Raw genomic sequence first — 14700 nt, forward strand, 5'->3', positions numbered from 1 at the left:
TATCAAGGGGTTCTTTTTTGAAATTAAATGTAAAGCTAAATGTAAAATAGGTATTTAGGCTGTTTCTATTTTTAATAATTTTTATTTAGGACAGTATTGTAAACATATTAATTATACAATTTCAACATATTAATTATATAACCAAAAGAATATTTATGTATGTACGTGAAAACATTACTTATATTCTAAAAGTAAGCTTACCCATTCTTCTTTCTGCAATTTCTTTTTAAGGACTAAATTATTTTCTTCACAGACTTCCAAAATATCATCAACATCGAAAAAACATAACCCTGAAAGTAATAATTCGCCACCATTATGGAGTACCGATGTATAGGTGGGAATATCAGAAATTAAAATATTTCGATTAATATTAGCCAGAATAATATCAAACTTTTCTTTACCAAGATTTTCTGCGGTCCCTAATTCTATATTCAACGCTACATTATTTCTAGCAGCATTTTCTTTAGAGTTTTCCACCGACCACTCGTCTATATCGATTGCTAAAGTATCTGCTGACCCATTCTGTTTCGCATAAATTGCTAAAACCGAGGTACCACAACCCATATCCAGAACTTTCTTATTCTGAAAATCCATATCCATCATTTGCTGAATCATTAAATGGGTAGTGGGATGATGCCCTGTTCCAAAAGACATTTTAGGTTGAATAACGATCTCATGCATTCCAGGTACAGATTCATGAAATTCTGCTCTAATTAAAACTTTGTCATCGATATTAATCGGCTCGAAATTTTTCTCCCATTCTTCATTCCAATTAATGTTGGGCATTTCTTTATAAGAGTATTGAATTTCAACATCGTTGTTCTGGAGAAGAGAAATACCTTGAAGCTGATTTTCATCGAATATATCTTTTTGAATGTATCCTAAAATACCATCAAATTCCTCTGTAAAACTATCGAAACCAATTTCAATAAGCTCCGCCATTAATATTTCGTTCCACGGATAAAGGGGAGATATTTTAAAATCAAATTCAAGATAATTCTGCATACAATATATTTTTGCAAAAATAGTGTTTTCAATACTTAAAAACTAAAGCCAAACAGAATAATTTTACTTATCATAATATTCGGCAGATTTTTTGCACCTTAAAATCATGTAAGTGCTTGAAATACTTATAAAATATTCCACCAAAACAAATTAAAATTACAAAACATCTATTATGAAAACAACATTTGCCATTGTCGCAATCTCCGCAATTAGTTTGTTGAGCTGTGCAGATAAAAAAGAAAACAGAGAAGAATTTAAAGAAGAACACAATAAAGATTTCATGAGAAACGATATGGGCGAAACTGCTGCTGCTCATTCCGAAAAATCTTCAGATCGGGATAAAGATACTCCAAAAGCGTTAAAAGACACTGCTGCAACACCTACAGATTATAAAAGTAAAGAATCCAGACCCAATACTTCTGTTGGTGGTTCCAGATAAACTAGCTCATCTATAATTACAATAATCCGTTTCAAAATTGAAACGGATTAATTTTTTATTGATTGCTTGCAATCAGAAATAATTTAATTTTAGCATTAGTTTTAAATCTAAAATGTGGATTATTTCAAAATAACAAAGGCTCATTGATTTTTAGTAATATGATTAAAACTGACATTCTTATCAATTTCAATATAAAAACAAATCTTTCATAGATTCAAAATTATTTTTATTAAAAAAAGAATAAATATTTACCATAATTATTACATTTGTTCAAACAAAAAAAATTCATGAAAAAGACAGCAATATTTTCCTTATTATTCTTTGCAGCATTAGCTTTTGCACAGGGAATCAAATTTGAAGAGGGAAATTTTAAAACACTCTTAGCAAAGGCTAAGAAAGAAAACAAACTTATATTTATTGATGCTTATGCGGTGTGGTGTGGACCTTGCAAATTGATGGTTAAAAACATTTTCCCGCTTCAATCTGTTGGAGATCATTACAACAGTCATTTCGTCAATGCTAAAATTGATATGGAAAAAGGAGAAGGTATTGAACTTGCCAAAAAATATAATGTAAAAGTTTTTCCTACTTACCTGTTTATTAACGGCGATGGCGAAGAAGTTCACAGAACGATTGGCTACGTAGAGGAAAAAGATTTTATCCAGTTTGCAAAAGATGCAGAAGATCCTAGCAAAAGGCTTACTTCGTTAAAACAAAAATTTGAAAAAGGAGAAAAAGATCCAGAATTTTTGTTAAAACTTGCAGAACTTACCATGTATAGCGATGCAAAACTATCCAATATGGTTCTTGAACGTTATTTTGCTGCCAAACCAGAGTTGAATCAAACAAACTTACAGCTTTTGTTTCAAGTTATGAAAAGCACCGAAGATCCATCATACAAAATCTTTGTAGACAGAAAACAAGATATTCTGAAAATGTTGCCTGAGAAAAATTATGATAACATCAATAAAAATGTAAAAGTTAATACGATTCTTGCTAAGGCATACAATCCGGAAACTAAAAAGTATAATGATGCATATTTCTTAGCGGAAACTCAAAAATTCATGACTCAGCCAGAAGCTGAAAAGCTATTGGTAAAAGTAAAATCTAACAAGGCTCTAAAAGAAAAAGATTTTGCTACTTATGAAAAGCTTGCTTTAGAAACGTATAAAGATTACTCTTCTGCATCTTCTGAAGAACTTAATTCTGTAGCGTGGAACTTTTTTGAAAATATCAGCACAAAGACCTCTTTAGAAACTGCTATAAAATGGGCTCAGGAATCGGTGAATAAAAATACAAATTATGCCAATACCGACACTTTGGCTAATCTTTACCATAAAATTGGTGATAAGAAAAACGCAAAAATATGGGCAGAAAAATCTATTGAACTTGCAAAAGCAAGTGGAGAAGATTCTACTGATACAGAAAAACTTTTAAAGAGCCTGTAAAAACAATCTTACTTTAAAATTCTTATAAGCGGTGCAATATAATTTATGCATCGCTTTTTTTTATTTGAATATTTATCTTCGAAGCCATAGATATTAAATAAATCATCATATTGAAATAAACCAGCATCTGTAATTCTGAAATACAATACTTTAGATTCCTTCGGAATAACATTCAATGCTGAAAACTGAAATATTACTGATTACTGAAAATCAGGATATTAAATCACATAAGAGCAAATGCCTTCAATTTATATACGTTAGATTACTCATGATATTACAAAAAAAATCCGCTATACTTCAGTATAACGGATTTAAATATTTTAAAGAAATTTCTTAAGCTTCTTCAGCAGGAGTTTCTTCTTTTTTAGCAGGAGCAGCCTTTGGAGCTTCTACCGGTGCGTCTGATACGATATCAAACTCGAAGTTATACTCTACATTTCTGTGTAATCTGATGTTAGCAGTTACTTTACCTGTTCTCTTAATTGTGTTCCCAGGAATTTTGATGTATTTTTTCTCAACAGAAACACCAGCTTTCTCAAGAGCAGCAGCAAGATCTGCATTGTTGATAGAACCGAATAATCTGTCTCCTGATCCTACTTTTGCAGGGATTGTAACAGAAGTCTTCTTCAATTGTTCCACTTTAGCGTTAGCTGCAGCGATCAATTTAGCTTCTTCTTCTTTTCTAGCTTCTAAAGTAGCTTCTAAAGCAGCTTTATTTTTTGGAGTAGCCAAAACTGCATAACCTTGCGGTAATAAGAAGTTTCTTGCGTAACCAGGTTTTACACTTACTGTGTCGAATTCAAGACCTAAGTTTTCTACGTCTTTTTTTAGGATAATGTCCATTGTTGTTGTCTTGTTTAGATTCTAGATTTCAGATTCTAGATTTCAGATTTTTTCTGATGCCTAATTTCTGATGTCTAAAACAGTTAGAATTAAATAATTTATTCAGCAACAAAAGAAGCAAAAGTCTTTCATCTTGCTTCTTTTATCTTTTAGTCTTATTTTAATAAATCTGCTACGTAAGGCATCAAAGCAAGGTGTCTTGCTCTCTTAATTGCAGCAGAAACTTTTCTTTGATACTTTAAAGAAGTTCCTGTATATCTTCTTGGTAAAATTTTACCTTGCTCGTTTACGAACTGTAATAAGAAATCAGCATCTTTATAATCTACATGCTTAATTCCGTATTTTTTGAATCTACAGTATTTCTTTTCAGATTTTGTATTGATATCAAGCGGAGTAAGGAATTTTACTTCAGATTCTCCTCCAGCTGAGGCTTGTTTAGCCATATCATCTATTGCCATGTCTTTGTCTTTTTAGATTGTGGGTTAATAAATTAAGCTTTTGCAGCCTTTAGTTTAGTTCTTCTTGTTACAGCATATTCTACAGCATGCTTGTCTAGTTTTGTAGTAAGGTAACGGATTACTCTTTCGTCACGTTTGAATGCCAACTCTAGATCAGCTACTACAGAACCTTCTCCTTTAAACTCAATTAAAGTATAGAATCCATTCTTTTTCAATTGAATAGGATAAGCTAATTTCTTTAATCCCCAATTTTCTCTTGTTACAATTTCGCAGTTCTTTTCTTTTAAAAGATCTTCGAATTTTTTCACTGCTTCCTCCACCTGAGCATCAGATAGAACGGGAGTTAAAATGAAAACAGTCTCGTAATTGTTCATAATGTAAATAAATTTGTTAATTATTTCGAGGTGCAAAAATAGGAATTAATATCATAATATACAATACACCTATAAAAATTCAATTAAAAATTTGAATTCAGCAAATAATTCCTCTAGGAAAAAGCCTTTTAAATAGACAGATTTTTATAAATTCGTTTAAATTTTTTACGATGATGACTTTCGGAATTGAAGCAGCAAGCTTTTACGCACCATCTTTATACCTGGAAATTAAAGATTTAGCAGAAAAAAGAGGAATTGAACCCGCAAAACTTGAAAAAGGTTTAGGCTTACACAAAATGGGACTTCCAGATGTACACGAAGATGCCGCAACTTTCGCAGCAGAAGCTCTTTTGAAACTGATAACAGACTATCAGATTAATCCTAAAGACATTTCGAGAATATATATAGGAACAGAAAGTGCACTGGATGCAGCAAAACCAACAGCTTCTTATGCAATGCAGATGGCAGAAAAATATCTGGAAAATGAATTTGGTGAAAGATGCTTCAAAAACTGTGATGTGCTAGACATGACTTTCGCCTGCATTGGTGCGGTAGATGCTCTTCATAATTCATTAGATTTTGTACAGGCAAATCCAGACAAAAAAGCGGTTGTTATTGCAAGTGATTATGCAAAATACGAGCTATCTTCACCCGGAGAATACACTCAGGGAGGTGGTGCAGTAGCACTTTTAATTTCTTCTGAGCCCAACTTAATTGAAATTGAAAATAAATGGGGTGTAGCCACAGAAAGTGTTTTCGATTTTTTTAAACCAAGACGTCAATTCAAAAAAGAGGACCTGAAAGAATCTCCCGAAAACTTTCCCGATAAAATAGAAATTTTTACAGATGAACCCGTCTTTGATGGACACTATTCTAACCAGTGTTATCAAGACAGAATTCGTGAAGCTTACCAACATTATAAAGAGATTACTTCTAAAACAAAACCGTACGAAAACTGGAGATATTTAATTTTCCACCTTCCTTATGCTTTCCACGGAAAGCGTGTTTTTACAGAAATTTACAGCCTAGAAAACGGGATTTCTTTCGATACTCCTGAAGAACAAAAATCTGTAGCAAAATCTGAAGAATACATTCAGTTTATCAATTCAAAAATAGAAAAATCGCAACGGGCATCATCAGAAATAGGAAATATGTACACTGCGTCCATTTTTATGGCGTTGCTTTCGGCTTTTCAGTCTTCTTATGATGAAAATGAAAATTTATCGGGTGAAGAAATTGGCTTCTTGGCATACGGAAGTGGTTCAAAATCTAAAGTTTTTGCCGGAAAAGTTTCACCGAAATGGAAAAACGTAGTTTCTAAATGGAATTTGTTTGAAACGCTGAAAAACCGATTAGCCATCGACTTCAACACCTACGAAAAATTGCACAGAAAACAGCTTGAACATTCTGTAAACCCAGATTACAACGGTTTCGGGCTGGATCGTGTAGAACTCGAAAATCCCGTTCTGAAAGGTGCGAGATATTACCAGCACAAATAATATTCAATTTTTAAAAAAAAATCTGTCCCATTTCCTGAGACAGATTTTTTTTATTTCTAAAAGTGATGAAATTATAATTGAACCATTTCCGTTACTTCAACATCATAACCCCCAACCTGCGGTCTGATATTAGGATTCTGAGTAATTACTTTGAATTTATTGATGCCTAAATTTTTCAAAATCTGCGTTCCAATACCATAATCTCTATAGTTGAATGCCAAAGTAGGATGCTGTTGCTGTCCGTCCTGATAATTCAGAAACTGCTGAAGTTTTCTTAATGTATTTTCTGAATTGGAAACATTATTAATGAAAATAATCGCTCCTTTTCCTTCCTCATTAACCATTTTTGTTACTTTTTCCAATAATGGCTTTTCTCCGTTATTCAATCTGGTCAATACATCAAAATACGAATCTGAAGACTGAACTCTCACCAAAACCGGTTCATCTACCGTCCACGCACCTTTTGTTAACGCAAAGTGAATCTGATCGTTAGAGGTTTCTCTAAAAGCAAAGAAATCGTATTCTCCATACGCTGTTTTTACCTTTCTTTCCTCAATTCTTTCAATTAAATTACCTTTTTTAAGCTGATAATGAATTAAATCTTCAATAGAAACAATTTTCATATCATGTTTCTGAGCAAAGGCATACAATTCTGGTAAACGCGACATGGTTCCGTCTTCGTTCATGATTTCACAGATTACCCCACCCTCTTTAAGACCGGCAAGACATGTTAGGTCTATCGCTGCTTCGGTATGGCCTGCTCTTTTCAAAACACCACCTTTTCTCGCTCTTAAAGGGAAAATATGCCCCGGACGCATAAAATCCGTAGGTTTAGAATTTTCGTCCATTAATGCAAGAATTGTTTTAGCTCTGTCTCCTGCAGAAATTCCGGTAGAAGTTCCTTTGCCTAAAAGATCTACAGAAACTGTAAAAGCTGTTTCTTTAGGATCGCTGCTTCTGCTTACCATTACTTCAAGCCCAAGCTCGTCACATCTTTTTTCAGGAAGCGGCATACAGATTAATCCTCTTCCGTGAAGTGCCATGAAATTGATGATTTCTGGTGTTGTAAGTTCAGCTGCACAAAGAAAATCTCCTTCATTTTCTCTGTCTTCATCATCTACTACTATGATTATTTTACCATTTTTAAGGTCTTCGATAGCCTCAGGAATAGTATTTAATTTAATATCAGACATTTTTACTTTAAATTTCTGCAAAGATACTCATAAAAAAATGCATCTTCCAATTATTATAAACTGTTTATTATTCGCCAAATACGGAGTTTTTTGCTTTTCTGAAAATATGATAAGACTCCAGTCTTTTGGCATGGTCGTAAATATGCGAATTTATCATGAGTTCATCGACCTTAAATCTCTCCTGAAAACTTTTTAATTTTTCTTCAATCTCTTTTTGATTTCCAATTAAAGTAAATTTAAGTTTTTGGAGTACCATAGATTTTTCCATAGGCGACCAAATATCATCCATATCTACCACGGGCGGTGCAAAAGGTTTTCTGTCGTTTCTTATAATATTAATAAACGCCTGATACAGAGTGGTGGAAATTAAATGAGCTTCTTCAGAAGTTTCGGCAGCAACTCCATTTACACAGGCAATAATGTATGGTTTTTCTAAATATTTGGAAGGCACAAAATGTTCTCTGTAAATATTAAAAGCCATTTCCATCTGTTCCGGAGCAAAATGCCCTGCAAACGCATAAGGCAAACCAAGTTCTGCAGCAAGCCACGCACTGTCTGTACTCGATCCTAAAATATACATCGGAATATCTAATCCTTCTCCCGGAATAGCTCTAACCAAAGCCTCGGAATTTTCTTTGGAGAAATATTTTTGAAGTTCTAAAATCTGTTTTGGAAACTGCTCATTAATTATTGCAGGATTTCTTCCTAATGCCTGAGCCGTTAAACCGTCTGTTCCCGGGGCTCTTCCCAAACCGAGATCTATTCTTCCAGGAAATAGAGATTCTAATGTTCCGAACTGTTCTGCAATAATTAAAGAACTGTGATTGGGAAGCATTATTCCTCCTGAACCCACTCTTATTTTTCGGGTTCCATTCGCGATAAAACCTATAAGTACCGAAGTTGCAGAACTCGCAATACTTTCCATATTATGATGTTCTGCAAGCCAGAATCTTTTATATCCTAAATCTTCAACATATTTTGCCAAAGATAAACTGTCCTGATACGTGTCGTGAATGGTTTTATCCCTTTTTACCGGAGCCAAATCCAACACAGATATTTCGAAGTTTTTCATAAACGAATTATTGAATGACAAATGTAAGGCTTATTCAATTTCACCGGTTGGTTCTGTAATTGATTACATGGATAATACAATATAGAAAAAACCATCAATAAAGGTTCTGAACTTTTATATTTATTCTTTTATAAACTTGAAATTCTTATAATCAATCACTATAAAATACACTCCTTTTTCTAAAGATGAAATATCTACTTTTTGGCTTGTAATTCCGGATTTAACTAATCTTGCATCGGAAGAATAAATTTTAAAATCTGATTCTTTTCTGAGACCAGAAACAAACAATTCATTCTTTGCAGGATTGGGATAGATATTTACTTCAGTATTTTTTACCTCTTTAACATTCAAATTATTATCCTGCGTAACTGTAGAATTATTCTCGATCATCTGATAATCATAATTGAACTGAATACTGGAGATGGGAAATGTAATATTTTCCGTAAAATACTGATTATTTGATGTATTATTAAGCACCAGATAAGTGGTCTGACCGCTAGTTCCTGTAACTTTTATTGGCAAAGGCATTTCAAAAAAAGATACTGACGGATGACTTTGCGTTTGTGATGCTTTTACAGTAAGCTGATTTCCCACCTGCTTCCATCTGATATCATACGTGGGATAACCTTGTCCGTAAACCCAATCATTAAAAAACTCTGTAAAATCTTTTCCTGTAGATTGCAATAAAGATGCATTAAGGTCTGCTGTTTTTACATAATTATAGGCTAAATTAGGTCTTGCGTGATAATCTTTCAGTGCCTGATAAAAAACAGTATCTCCTAAAATCCATTTAATCATTCTTACTACATATCCTCCTTTAGCGTATGATAATCGACTGTTAAATATCGCATTGATGTTGCCAAGACTGCTGTCCGGAACATACACACTTCCCCCCGGAGAACTTGTAATATAATTTTTTTGATTGAGTAGATAATTCATAAACTGAGAATTCGTCATCAGTAATTTTTCGTTGGCAACATGTTCTCCAAAAGTCGCAAAACCTTCATTAAGCCATATATCATTCCACAAACCGCAGGTTACTTTGTCTCCAAACCATTGGTGGGCTAGTTCATGAGCAATTAAATCTTTACTCCATGCACCCATAGAAGACATTGTCTGATGCTCCATTCCGCCACCAGCCTGAAATTCCATGTGCCCATATTTTTCATTTCTGAAAGGATAAGAACCAAAATAGGTTTCAAAAGTATTCATTACACTTTTTGTCCAATCTATATTATTCATACTTGAAGTATTGAGAGAGGTAGACGGGAAAACGTAATTAACAAACGGAAAAGGCGGATTTCCCATAGTATCGTTTATTTTAACAAAATTCGTAATAGAAAATGCTATAAGATAGGCAGCTGTGGGATATTGCGTTCTCCAAAAAGTAAGTTTTTGTCCGTTGGGTAAAATGTTTTCAGACATCAGTTTACCATTGGCTGCTACATTATACTGAGAAGGAGTGGTTACTTTTATATCGAATCTTTCAATTTTATCGTTAAGACTTTGTTTTGTAGGAAACCAATCCTGTGCACCATAAGGTTCATTTAGAGTAGATAAAACAGCATTACCGTTTTGTGTCCCGTTAAAAAAAGCTCCGTTAGAGGCAGAAGGGACTCCGGAATATTGTATAGTGAGAGAATCAAGAACATTTGCAGGCAGTGATGATGTGAAATTAATCTTCAGTTCTTTAGTAGAAAGCTGCTGAAAACTAAGACTTTGTCCATGATAAGTGACCTGCGATACAGGCATATTATTTTTCAGATCAAAATAAATAGCATTGAGGGCTTGAGATGGTTTGAAATGAGAGGTTACCGAACCAGAAATCTGCAAAAAAGCAGGATCTACCGTTACATCCATTCTCTGATACTGCAAATCGTAATTCAAAGTATTGTTATTAATATTTCCTGCTTCCATTTTTGCAGAAAAAGATTTCATTTCTTTAGCAATTAATCCCTTTTTTTCCAGGTTTATATTCTGAGCTTCCAGTGAATTGATAAAAAAAACACTTAAAAGAACTAGATATATATTTTTCATTGATAGATAATTAGAGGTTAAAGATAAAAAAAACCTTTCAATCTCAGATTAAAAGGTTTTGTATGAATTCATTCAATATTTCTTAAAGATCCAATGCCAGTCCTATAATTTTTTCCATTTTGCTTTTTACCTGATCTACAGATCCGGAGTAATTATTAACCATTAAAGAAAAAACCAATGTTTTACCAGTATTTGTTTTTAAATATCCTGCTAAAGTCTTTACTTTATTTAAAGTTCCGGTTTTGGCAAAAACCTGACCGTTTCCGTTGGTTAAAAACATTCTTTTCAAAGTTCCGGACTGTCCTCCAATAGGTAAAGAATCAAAATAAGTTTTGTAGATTTTAGTATTCATCAGAGAAGAAAGATATTTTACCTGAGCAATAGGTGTTACTTTATTGCTTCTGGATAAGCCGCTTCCGTCTATATAATTTAAACCTTCTACATCAAAAGCAATATCTTTTAGGTGGTTGTTCACCACTATTCTACCCGATTCTGAAGTTTGGTCGCCCATTTTATAAAAACCAACCACTTTTAGCAAAGCTTCCGCTAGGGAATTATCACTTCTTTGGTTCGTATAATAAACGATATCTGCCAAAGTTGGAGATTGATAAACACTCACTTTTTTTCTGATTTCCGGAGAAGAATCTGTTATTTTCGGCGTAACTTTTCCCGTAACTGCCACACCGCTTTTAACTAAATTTGCCTTAAATGAATTGGCTAAAAATGCAGGTGCATCGGGAAGTTTTGTAGTTAAATTTCCGTTTCCTTCATATTTTTCGGCGTAAACCATTTGATCTGCGTAAGGAGAAACATAGAAAAATTTCTTATCCGAACCAGGCGTCATAGATTTTTTTACAATAAGCTTCTCGTTTGCAGGATTAATCTCTTTAGTAGTACCTGCAGGCAAATAATAATTGTTATTTTCCAGCCAAACCACATTTTCCGGAAGTCTAGAGATATTCCCTTTGAAAAGTGCTGTCTGAATAATGATATCTCCATTTACCTTTTTAATTCCTTCATTTTTAATTCCCGAAACAAAATCGGCAACAATATCTTTATAAGACGCAGCTCCCGCTTTATTGGTTCCTAAAGAAGGATCTCCACTTCCTACAATATAAATATTACCGTTTAATACCCCATTCTCATCAATATTTCCTGAATATTCTAACTGAGTCATCCAACGATAATTTTCTCCCAATAAGCTTAAAGCTGTTTCTGTTGTAAGAAGTTTTGTAGTAGATGCAGGAACAAGCGGAGTACTTTCGTTGTAAGATGAAATAATCTTTTTGCTTTTCGGATCATATACCACAAATCCCCAAGTTGCATTTTTAAGTACAGGATCTGTCATCATCGTATTAACGCTGATGTCTACTAAATCTTTAGGAGACAAAACCGCTTTTTCTACAATTTCAACAGGAGAAGGCAGACTTAAAACTCTGGAATTATCTGTATTGTGAGAGTAAAGAACCGAAGATACGGTAGTCTGCGCGAATAAAAATCCGGCAGCTAAAACCGTAATACCTGAAATATATTTTCTGAAATTTACCATCTAATTTTATTTTTGATATTATTTGGATACCGTAAAAAATGATTGGTTAAATGATTATTTACAATTCAAACATACTATCAACGTTCAAATGTAGAGAATATTGCAATACAGTGATGATAAGAGGCATTATAAAACAATATAAAATTTGTTAATATCTGTTAAAAATCTACAAAAACATCTTTTTTAACACTTTGATATGCAGTGATTTCATCAAATTCTTTCAAACTTAACAGAACTAAAGATTTATATTCCTGATATTTTTTTCCTCTGGGTAATTTTAGTAAAATCTGAAATTGATATAAATTATTCAGCCGTGAAATCTGGGATCTTTCCGGACCTAAAACACAATCTTCCGGAAGATATTTTCTAAGCACAGAACCTAAGAACTGAGAGGCTCTATTCACCTTTTCATCTCTTCTGTGCTTCAGTTCAATCATAATTAATTTGGTAAATGGAGGATAATTGAATTTCTGTCTTTCTGTAAGAAAATATTTATAAATTTTAGAAATATTATTTATTTTAATCAACTGAAAAACAGAATGATCCGGATTATAAGTCTGAATTAAAACTTTGCCTTCGCCAGAAACTCTCCCTGCTCTTCCGGAAACCTGCGTAATGAGCTGATAAGCTCTTTCTTCTGCTCTGAAATCCTGAACATAAAGCATAGAATCTGCTTTTGGAATGGCAACAAGTTCAATATGATCAAAATCTAATCCTTTAGAAATCATTTGGGTTCCTACGATAATATCGGTTTCCCTTTCTTCAATCTTTTCATAGAGTTTTTCGTAAGCAAACTTTTTGCGCATAGAATCTACATCCATTCTGTCTACTTCGCTGTCGGGAAATATTTTCGACACTTCCTCATGAATCTGCTCTACTCCCACTCCTCTTTCGTTCAGATTTTCAGAAAAACATTTAGGGCAAACCTTTGGTTTCGAAGCTCTTTGTCCGCAATAATGGCATTTCATTTCATTTGCAGATTTATGGTACGTCATTACCACATCGCAGTTGGAGCAATAATTTACATATCCGCAAGATTCGCATTCCAAAACACTCGCATAGCCGCGTTTGTTGTGCAGAATAATGGTTTGGTTTTTATCTTCGAGGGTTTTCTTAATTTCATCAATCAGACGAAGAGAAAAATTACCCGACACCTTTTTAGAATCCTGAGCTTCTTTAAAATTAATCAGTTCAAACTCCGGAAGTTTCACACTTCCAAACCGTTCTCCGAGAAAAACGTACTTCATTTTTCCTTTTCTGGCAGAATAATAACTTTCTACGGAAGGCGTTGCAGAACCCGAGATAACTTTAGCATCATAAAATTTAGCCAAAACCAATGCAGCATCTTTCGCATTGAAATAAGGTGAAACTTCACGAGGTCTGTATCCAGAATCGTGTTCTTCATCCACCACAATTAATCCTAAATTCTGGAAAGGCAGAAACAGAGAAGATCTGGTGGCAATTAAAATGCGGATGTCATTATTTTTTATTCTTCTCCAAACCTCAACTTTTTCAAAATCGGTGAGTTTTTGATGATAAAATGCAAGCTGTCGCCCATATTTTTTTTCTAACCGCTGAGTAATTTGCTTGGTTAGAGAAATTTCGGGCAATAAAAACAGTACATTTTTCCCTTCAGAAATACAGTCTTCAATTTTTTCTAAATAAATATGCGTTTTGCCGGAGGAAGTTACCCCGTGCAACAACACATTTTTACCTTCCGAAAAAGCTTCATTAATTTCCGCTTTGGCTACTTCCTGAGTTTCTGTAAGTTCCTCCAATTCCTCAATTTCACCTTCATAAGATTCGATACGGTCTTTTCTCAGATAATATTCTTCAACCAGATTTTTATCGGCAAGAGATTTAAAATGAGCACTCACAAAATATCCGTCCTCAAAAAGCTGGGATTTTTTGATGGGTAAATCCGGATTTTCGGTTTGCTTTTCTAATATATGAAGAAAAAGGTCTTTTTGTTTTTTGGCTTTATTGAGTTTTAAGAGGATTTCGGTAAGATTTTGATTTCTAAGAACTTCATCGTTTATTTTCACATACGCAACTTCTTTCGCCTTGTATTTTTCTGAAATTTTTTCGTCTATTTCTATGTACTGTAAATCAATAAGCGAATTGATGGTTTTTATAATATCTTTTTTCGGAATAAAAGCTTCAATATCGGTAAGATTAATCAGTTGTCTTACTTCCAATGCCTGAATAAGATACATTTCATTCAGATCCAGATTCTCAAACTCTATAACTGTATTGGGTTTCAGTTTAAGATATGTTTCGCTTTCCAATTTCAAAGAAGAAGGAAAAGCAAAACGGTAAATCTCTCCCAAATTGCATAAATAATATTCTGAAAGCCATTTCCAGAAGCTGATTTGTTCTGGTGGCAGAATCGGCTGCTCGTCTAAAATACTGATAACATCTTTCGGGATAAATTCTATCGGCTCTTGGTTGTGAAGCTCGAAAACAATACCTGTATAAATCTTTTTTCCACCGAACTGAACCAAAACCCTCATCCCTGGCTGAATTACAGAAAACAGCTCATCAGGAACTTTATAGGTGAAAGTTCCTTTCAGATTGAGAGGTAAAATAATTTGAGCGTATTGCAAAAGAGTAATTATCCTGTAAAATTAAATTTTTATTCAGAAAACAGCAATTTTGTTTGTATTGAATTACATTAAACATACAATTTTTTGATTATCCGTTTTTAATCATAACCCTGTAATGTTAGCAATAATAAGCCTTTCAAAGAGGCTATCTCCAAAATATCTTCGATTTAGCTTGTA

At 33.5% G+C, this 14700-nt stretch carries 12 protein-coding genes; 3 read left to right on the forward strand and 9 right to left on the reverse strand.

What is annotated here, in order from left to right; all coding sequences use genetic code 11:
- Nucleotides 1–174 precede the first annotated feature (174 nt).
- Nucleotides 175–1005 (reverse strand): 50S ribosomal protein L11 methyltransferase, encoded by an 831-nt coding sequence (gene prmA / locus IV513_RS13135; RefSeq protein ID WP_209391026.1) that lies wholly within the window; start codon nucleotides 1003–1005, stop codon nucleotides 175–177.
- A gap of 172 nt (nucleotides 1006–1177) precedes the next feature.
- Between prmA and IV513_RS13140 the strand changes: the two genes are divergently transcribed.
- Both IV513_RS13140 and IV513_RS13145 read left to right on the forward strand, forming a co-directional pair.
- Entirely contained in the window at nucleotides 1178–1444 is a 267-nt protein-coding gene (locus IV513_RS13140) for a hypothetical protein (protein WP_209391027.1), read from the forward strand.
- A 287-nt stretch (nucleotides 1445–1731) separates the two neighbouring features.
- On the forward strand, nucleotides 1732–2892 hold the full coding sequence (locus tag IV513_RS13145) for a thioredoxin family protein (RefSeq protein WP_209391028.1): 1161 nt from the start codon (nucleotides 1732–1734) through the stop codon (nucleotides 2890–2892).
- 333 nt (nucleotides 2893–3225) lie between these two features.
- Here IV513_RS13145 and rplI read toward each other — a convergent pair whose 3' ends face one another.
- From rplI to rpsF, 3 genes are all read right to left on the reverse strand, one after another.
- Nucleotides 3226–3735: a 50S ribosomal protein L9 gene (gene rplI, locus IV513_RS13150; RefSeq protein WP_209391029.1), complete on the reverse strand. Its 510-nt coding sequence runs from the start codon at nucleotides 3733–3735 to the stop codon at nucleotides 3226–3228.
- 155 nt (nucleotides 3736–3890) lie between these two features.
- Complete coding sequence (gene rpsR / locus IV513_RS13155; protein WP_056215709.1) at nucleotides 3891–4193, reverse strand: 30S ribosomal protein S18; 303 nt, start codon at nucleotides 4191–4193, stop codon at nucleotides 3891–3893.
- A gap of 32 nt (nucleotides 4194–4225) precedes the next feature.
- The gene (rpsF, locus tag IV513_RS13160) at nucleotides 4226–4567 is read right to left on the reverse strand and encodes a 30S ribosomal protein S6 (RefSeq protein ID WP_089743038.1); all 342 of its coding nucleotides are present in this window, start codon (nucleotides 4565–4567) and stop codon (nucleotides 4226–4228) included.
- Between the two features lie 173 nt (nucleotides 4568–4740).
- Here rpsF and IV513_RS13165 point away from each other — a divergent pair, with 173 nt between their 5' ends.
- Nucleotides 4741–6066 carry a hydroxymethylglutaryl-CoA synthase family protein gene (locus tag IV513_RS13165; RefSeq protein ID WP_209391035.1) on the forward strand — a complete coding sequence of 442 codons (1326 nt, stop codon included), beginning with the start codon at nucleotides 4741–4743 and terminating at the stop codon, nucleotides 6064–6066.
- A gap of 71 nt (nucleotides 6067–6137) precedes the next feature.
- Here IV513_RS13165 and ribB read toward each other — a convergent pair whose 3' ends face one another.
- From ribB to priA, 5 genes are all read right to left on the reverse strand, one after another.
- Entirely contained in the window at nucleotides 6138–7259 is a 1122-nt protein-coding gene (ribB, locus tag IV513_RS13170; RefSeq protein WP_209391030.1) for a 3,4-dihydroxy-2-butanone-4-phosphate synthase, read from the reverse strand.
- A 67-nt stretch (nucleotides 7260–7326) separates the two neighbouring features.
- Entirely contained in the window at nucleotides 7327–8331 is a 1005-nt protein-coding gene (locus IV513_RS13175) for an LLM class flavin-dependent oxidoreductase (RefSeq protein WP_209391031.1), read from the reverse strand.
- Between the two features lie 120 nt (nucleotides 8332–8451).
- On the reverse strand, nucleotides 8452–10368 hold the full coding sequence (locus IV513_RS13180; RefSeq protein WP_209391032.1) for a M1 family aminopeptidase: 1917 nt from the start codon (nucleotides 10366–10368) through the stop codon (nucleotides 8452–8454).
- Between the two features lie 82 nt (nucleotides 10369–10450).
- Nucleotides 10451–11917, reverse strand: a complete 1467-nt coding sequence (dacB, locus tag IV513_RS13185) for a D-alanyl-D-alanine carboxypeptidase/D-alanyl-D-alanine-endopeptidase (protein WP_209391033.1) — start codon at nucleotides 11915–11917, stop codon at nucleotides 10451–10453.
- A gap of 158 nt (nucleotides 11918–12075) precedes the next feature.
- Nucleotides 12076–14523, reverse strand: coding sequence for a primosomal protein N' (gene priA, locus IV513_RS13190; protein ID WP_209391034.1), 2448 nt, complete (start codon nucleotides 14521–14523; stop codon nucleotides 12076–12078).
- Between the last annotated feature and the right edge of the window lie 177 nt (nucleotides 14524–14700).

This window comes from Chryseobacterium sp. RR2-3-20 (assembly GCF_017808115.1).
In the GTDB taxonomy this organism is placed as follows: Bacteria; Bacteroidota; Bacteroidia; order Flavobacteriales; family Weeksellaceae; genus Chryseobacterium; species Chryseobacterium oryzae.

Coding starts and splice junctions, on each gene's coding strand:
- ribB (WP_209391030.1), bottom strand. CDS start 7,259: ATGTCTGATATTAAATTAAATACTATTCCTGAGGCTATCGAAGACCTT.
- IV513_RS13165 (WP_209391035.1), top strand. CDS start 4,741: ATGACTTTCGGAATTGAAGCAGCAAGCTTTTACGCACCATCTTTATAC.
- IV513_RS13145 (WP_209391028.1), top strand. CDS start 1,732: ATGAAAAAGACAGCAATATTTTCCTTATTATTCTTTGCAGCATTAGCT.
- IV513_RS13180 (WP_209391032.1), bottom strand. CDS start 10,368: ATGAAAAATATATATCTAGTTCTTTTAAGTGTTTTTTTTATCAATTCA.
- rpsF (WP_089743038.1), bottom strand. CDS start 4,567: ATGAACAATTACGAGACTGTTTTCATTTTAACTCCCGTTCTATCTGAT.
- IV513_RS13140 (WP_209391027.1), top strand. CDS start 1,178: ATGAAAACAACATTTGCCATTGTCGCAATCTCCGCAATTAGTTTGTTG.
- IV513_RS13175 (WP_209391031.1), bottom strand. CDS start 8,331: ATGAAAAACTTCGAAATATCTGTGTTGGATTTGGCTCCGGTAAAAAGG.
- prmA (WP_209391026.1), bottom strand. CDS start 1,005: ATGCAGAATTATCTTGAATTTGATTTTAAAATATCTCCCCTTTATCCG.
- dacB (WP_209391033.1), bottom strand. CDS start 11,917: ATGGTAAATTTCAGAAAATATATTTCAGGTATTACGGTTTTAGCTGCC.
- rplI (WP_209391029.1), bottom strand. CDS start 3,735: ATGGACATTATCCTAAAAAAAGACGTAGAAAACTTAGGTCTTGAATTC.
- rpsR (WP_056215709.1), bottom strand. CDS start 4,193: ATGGCAATAGATGATATGGCTAAACAAGCCTCAGCTGGAGGAGAATCT.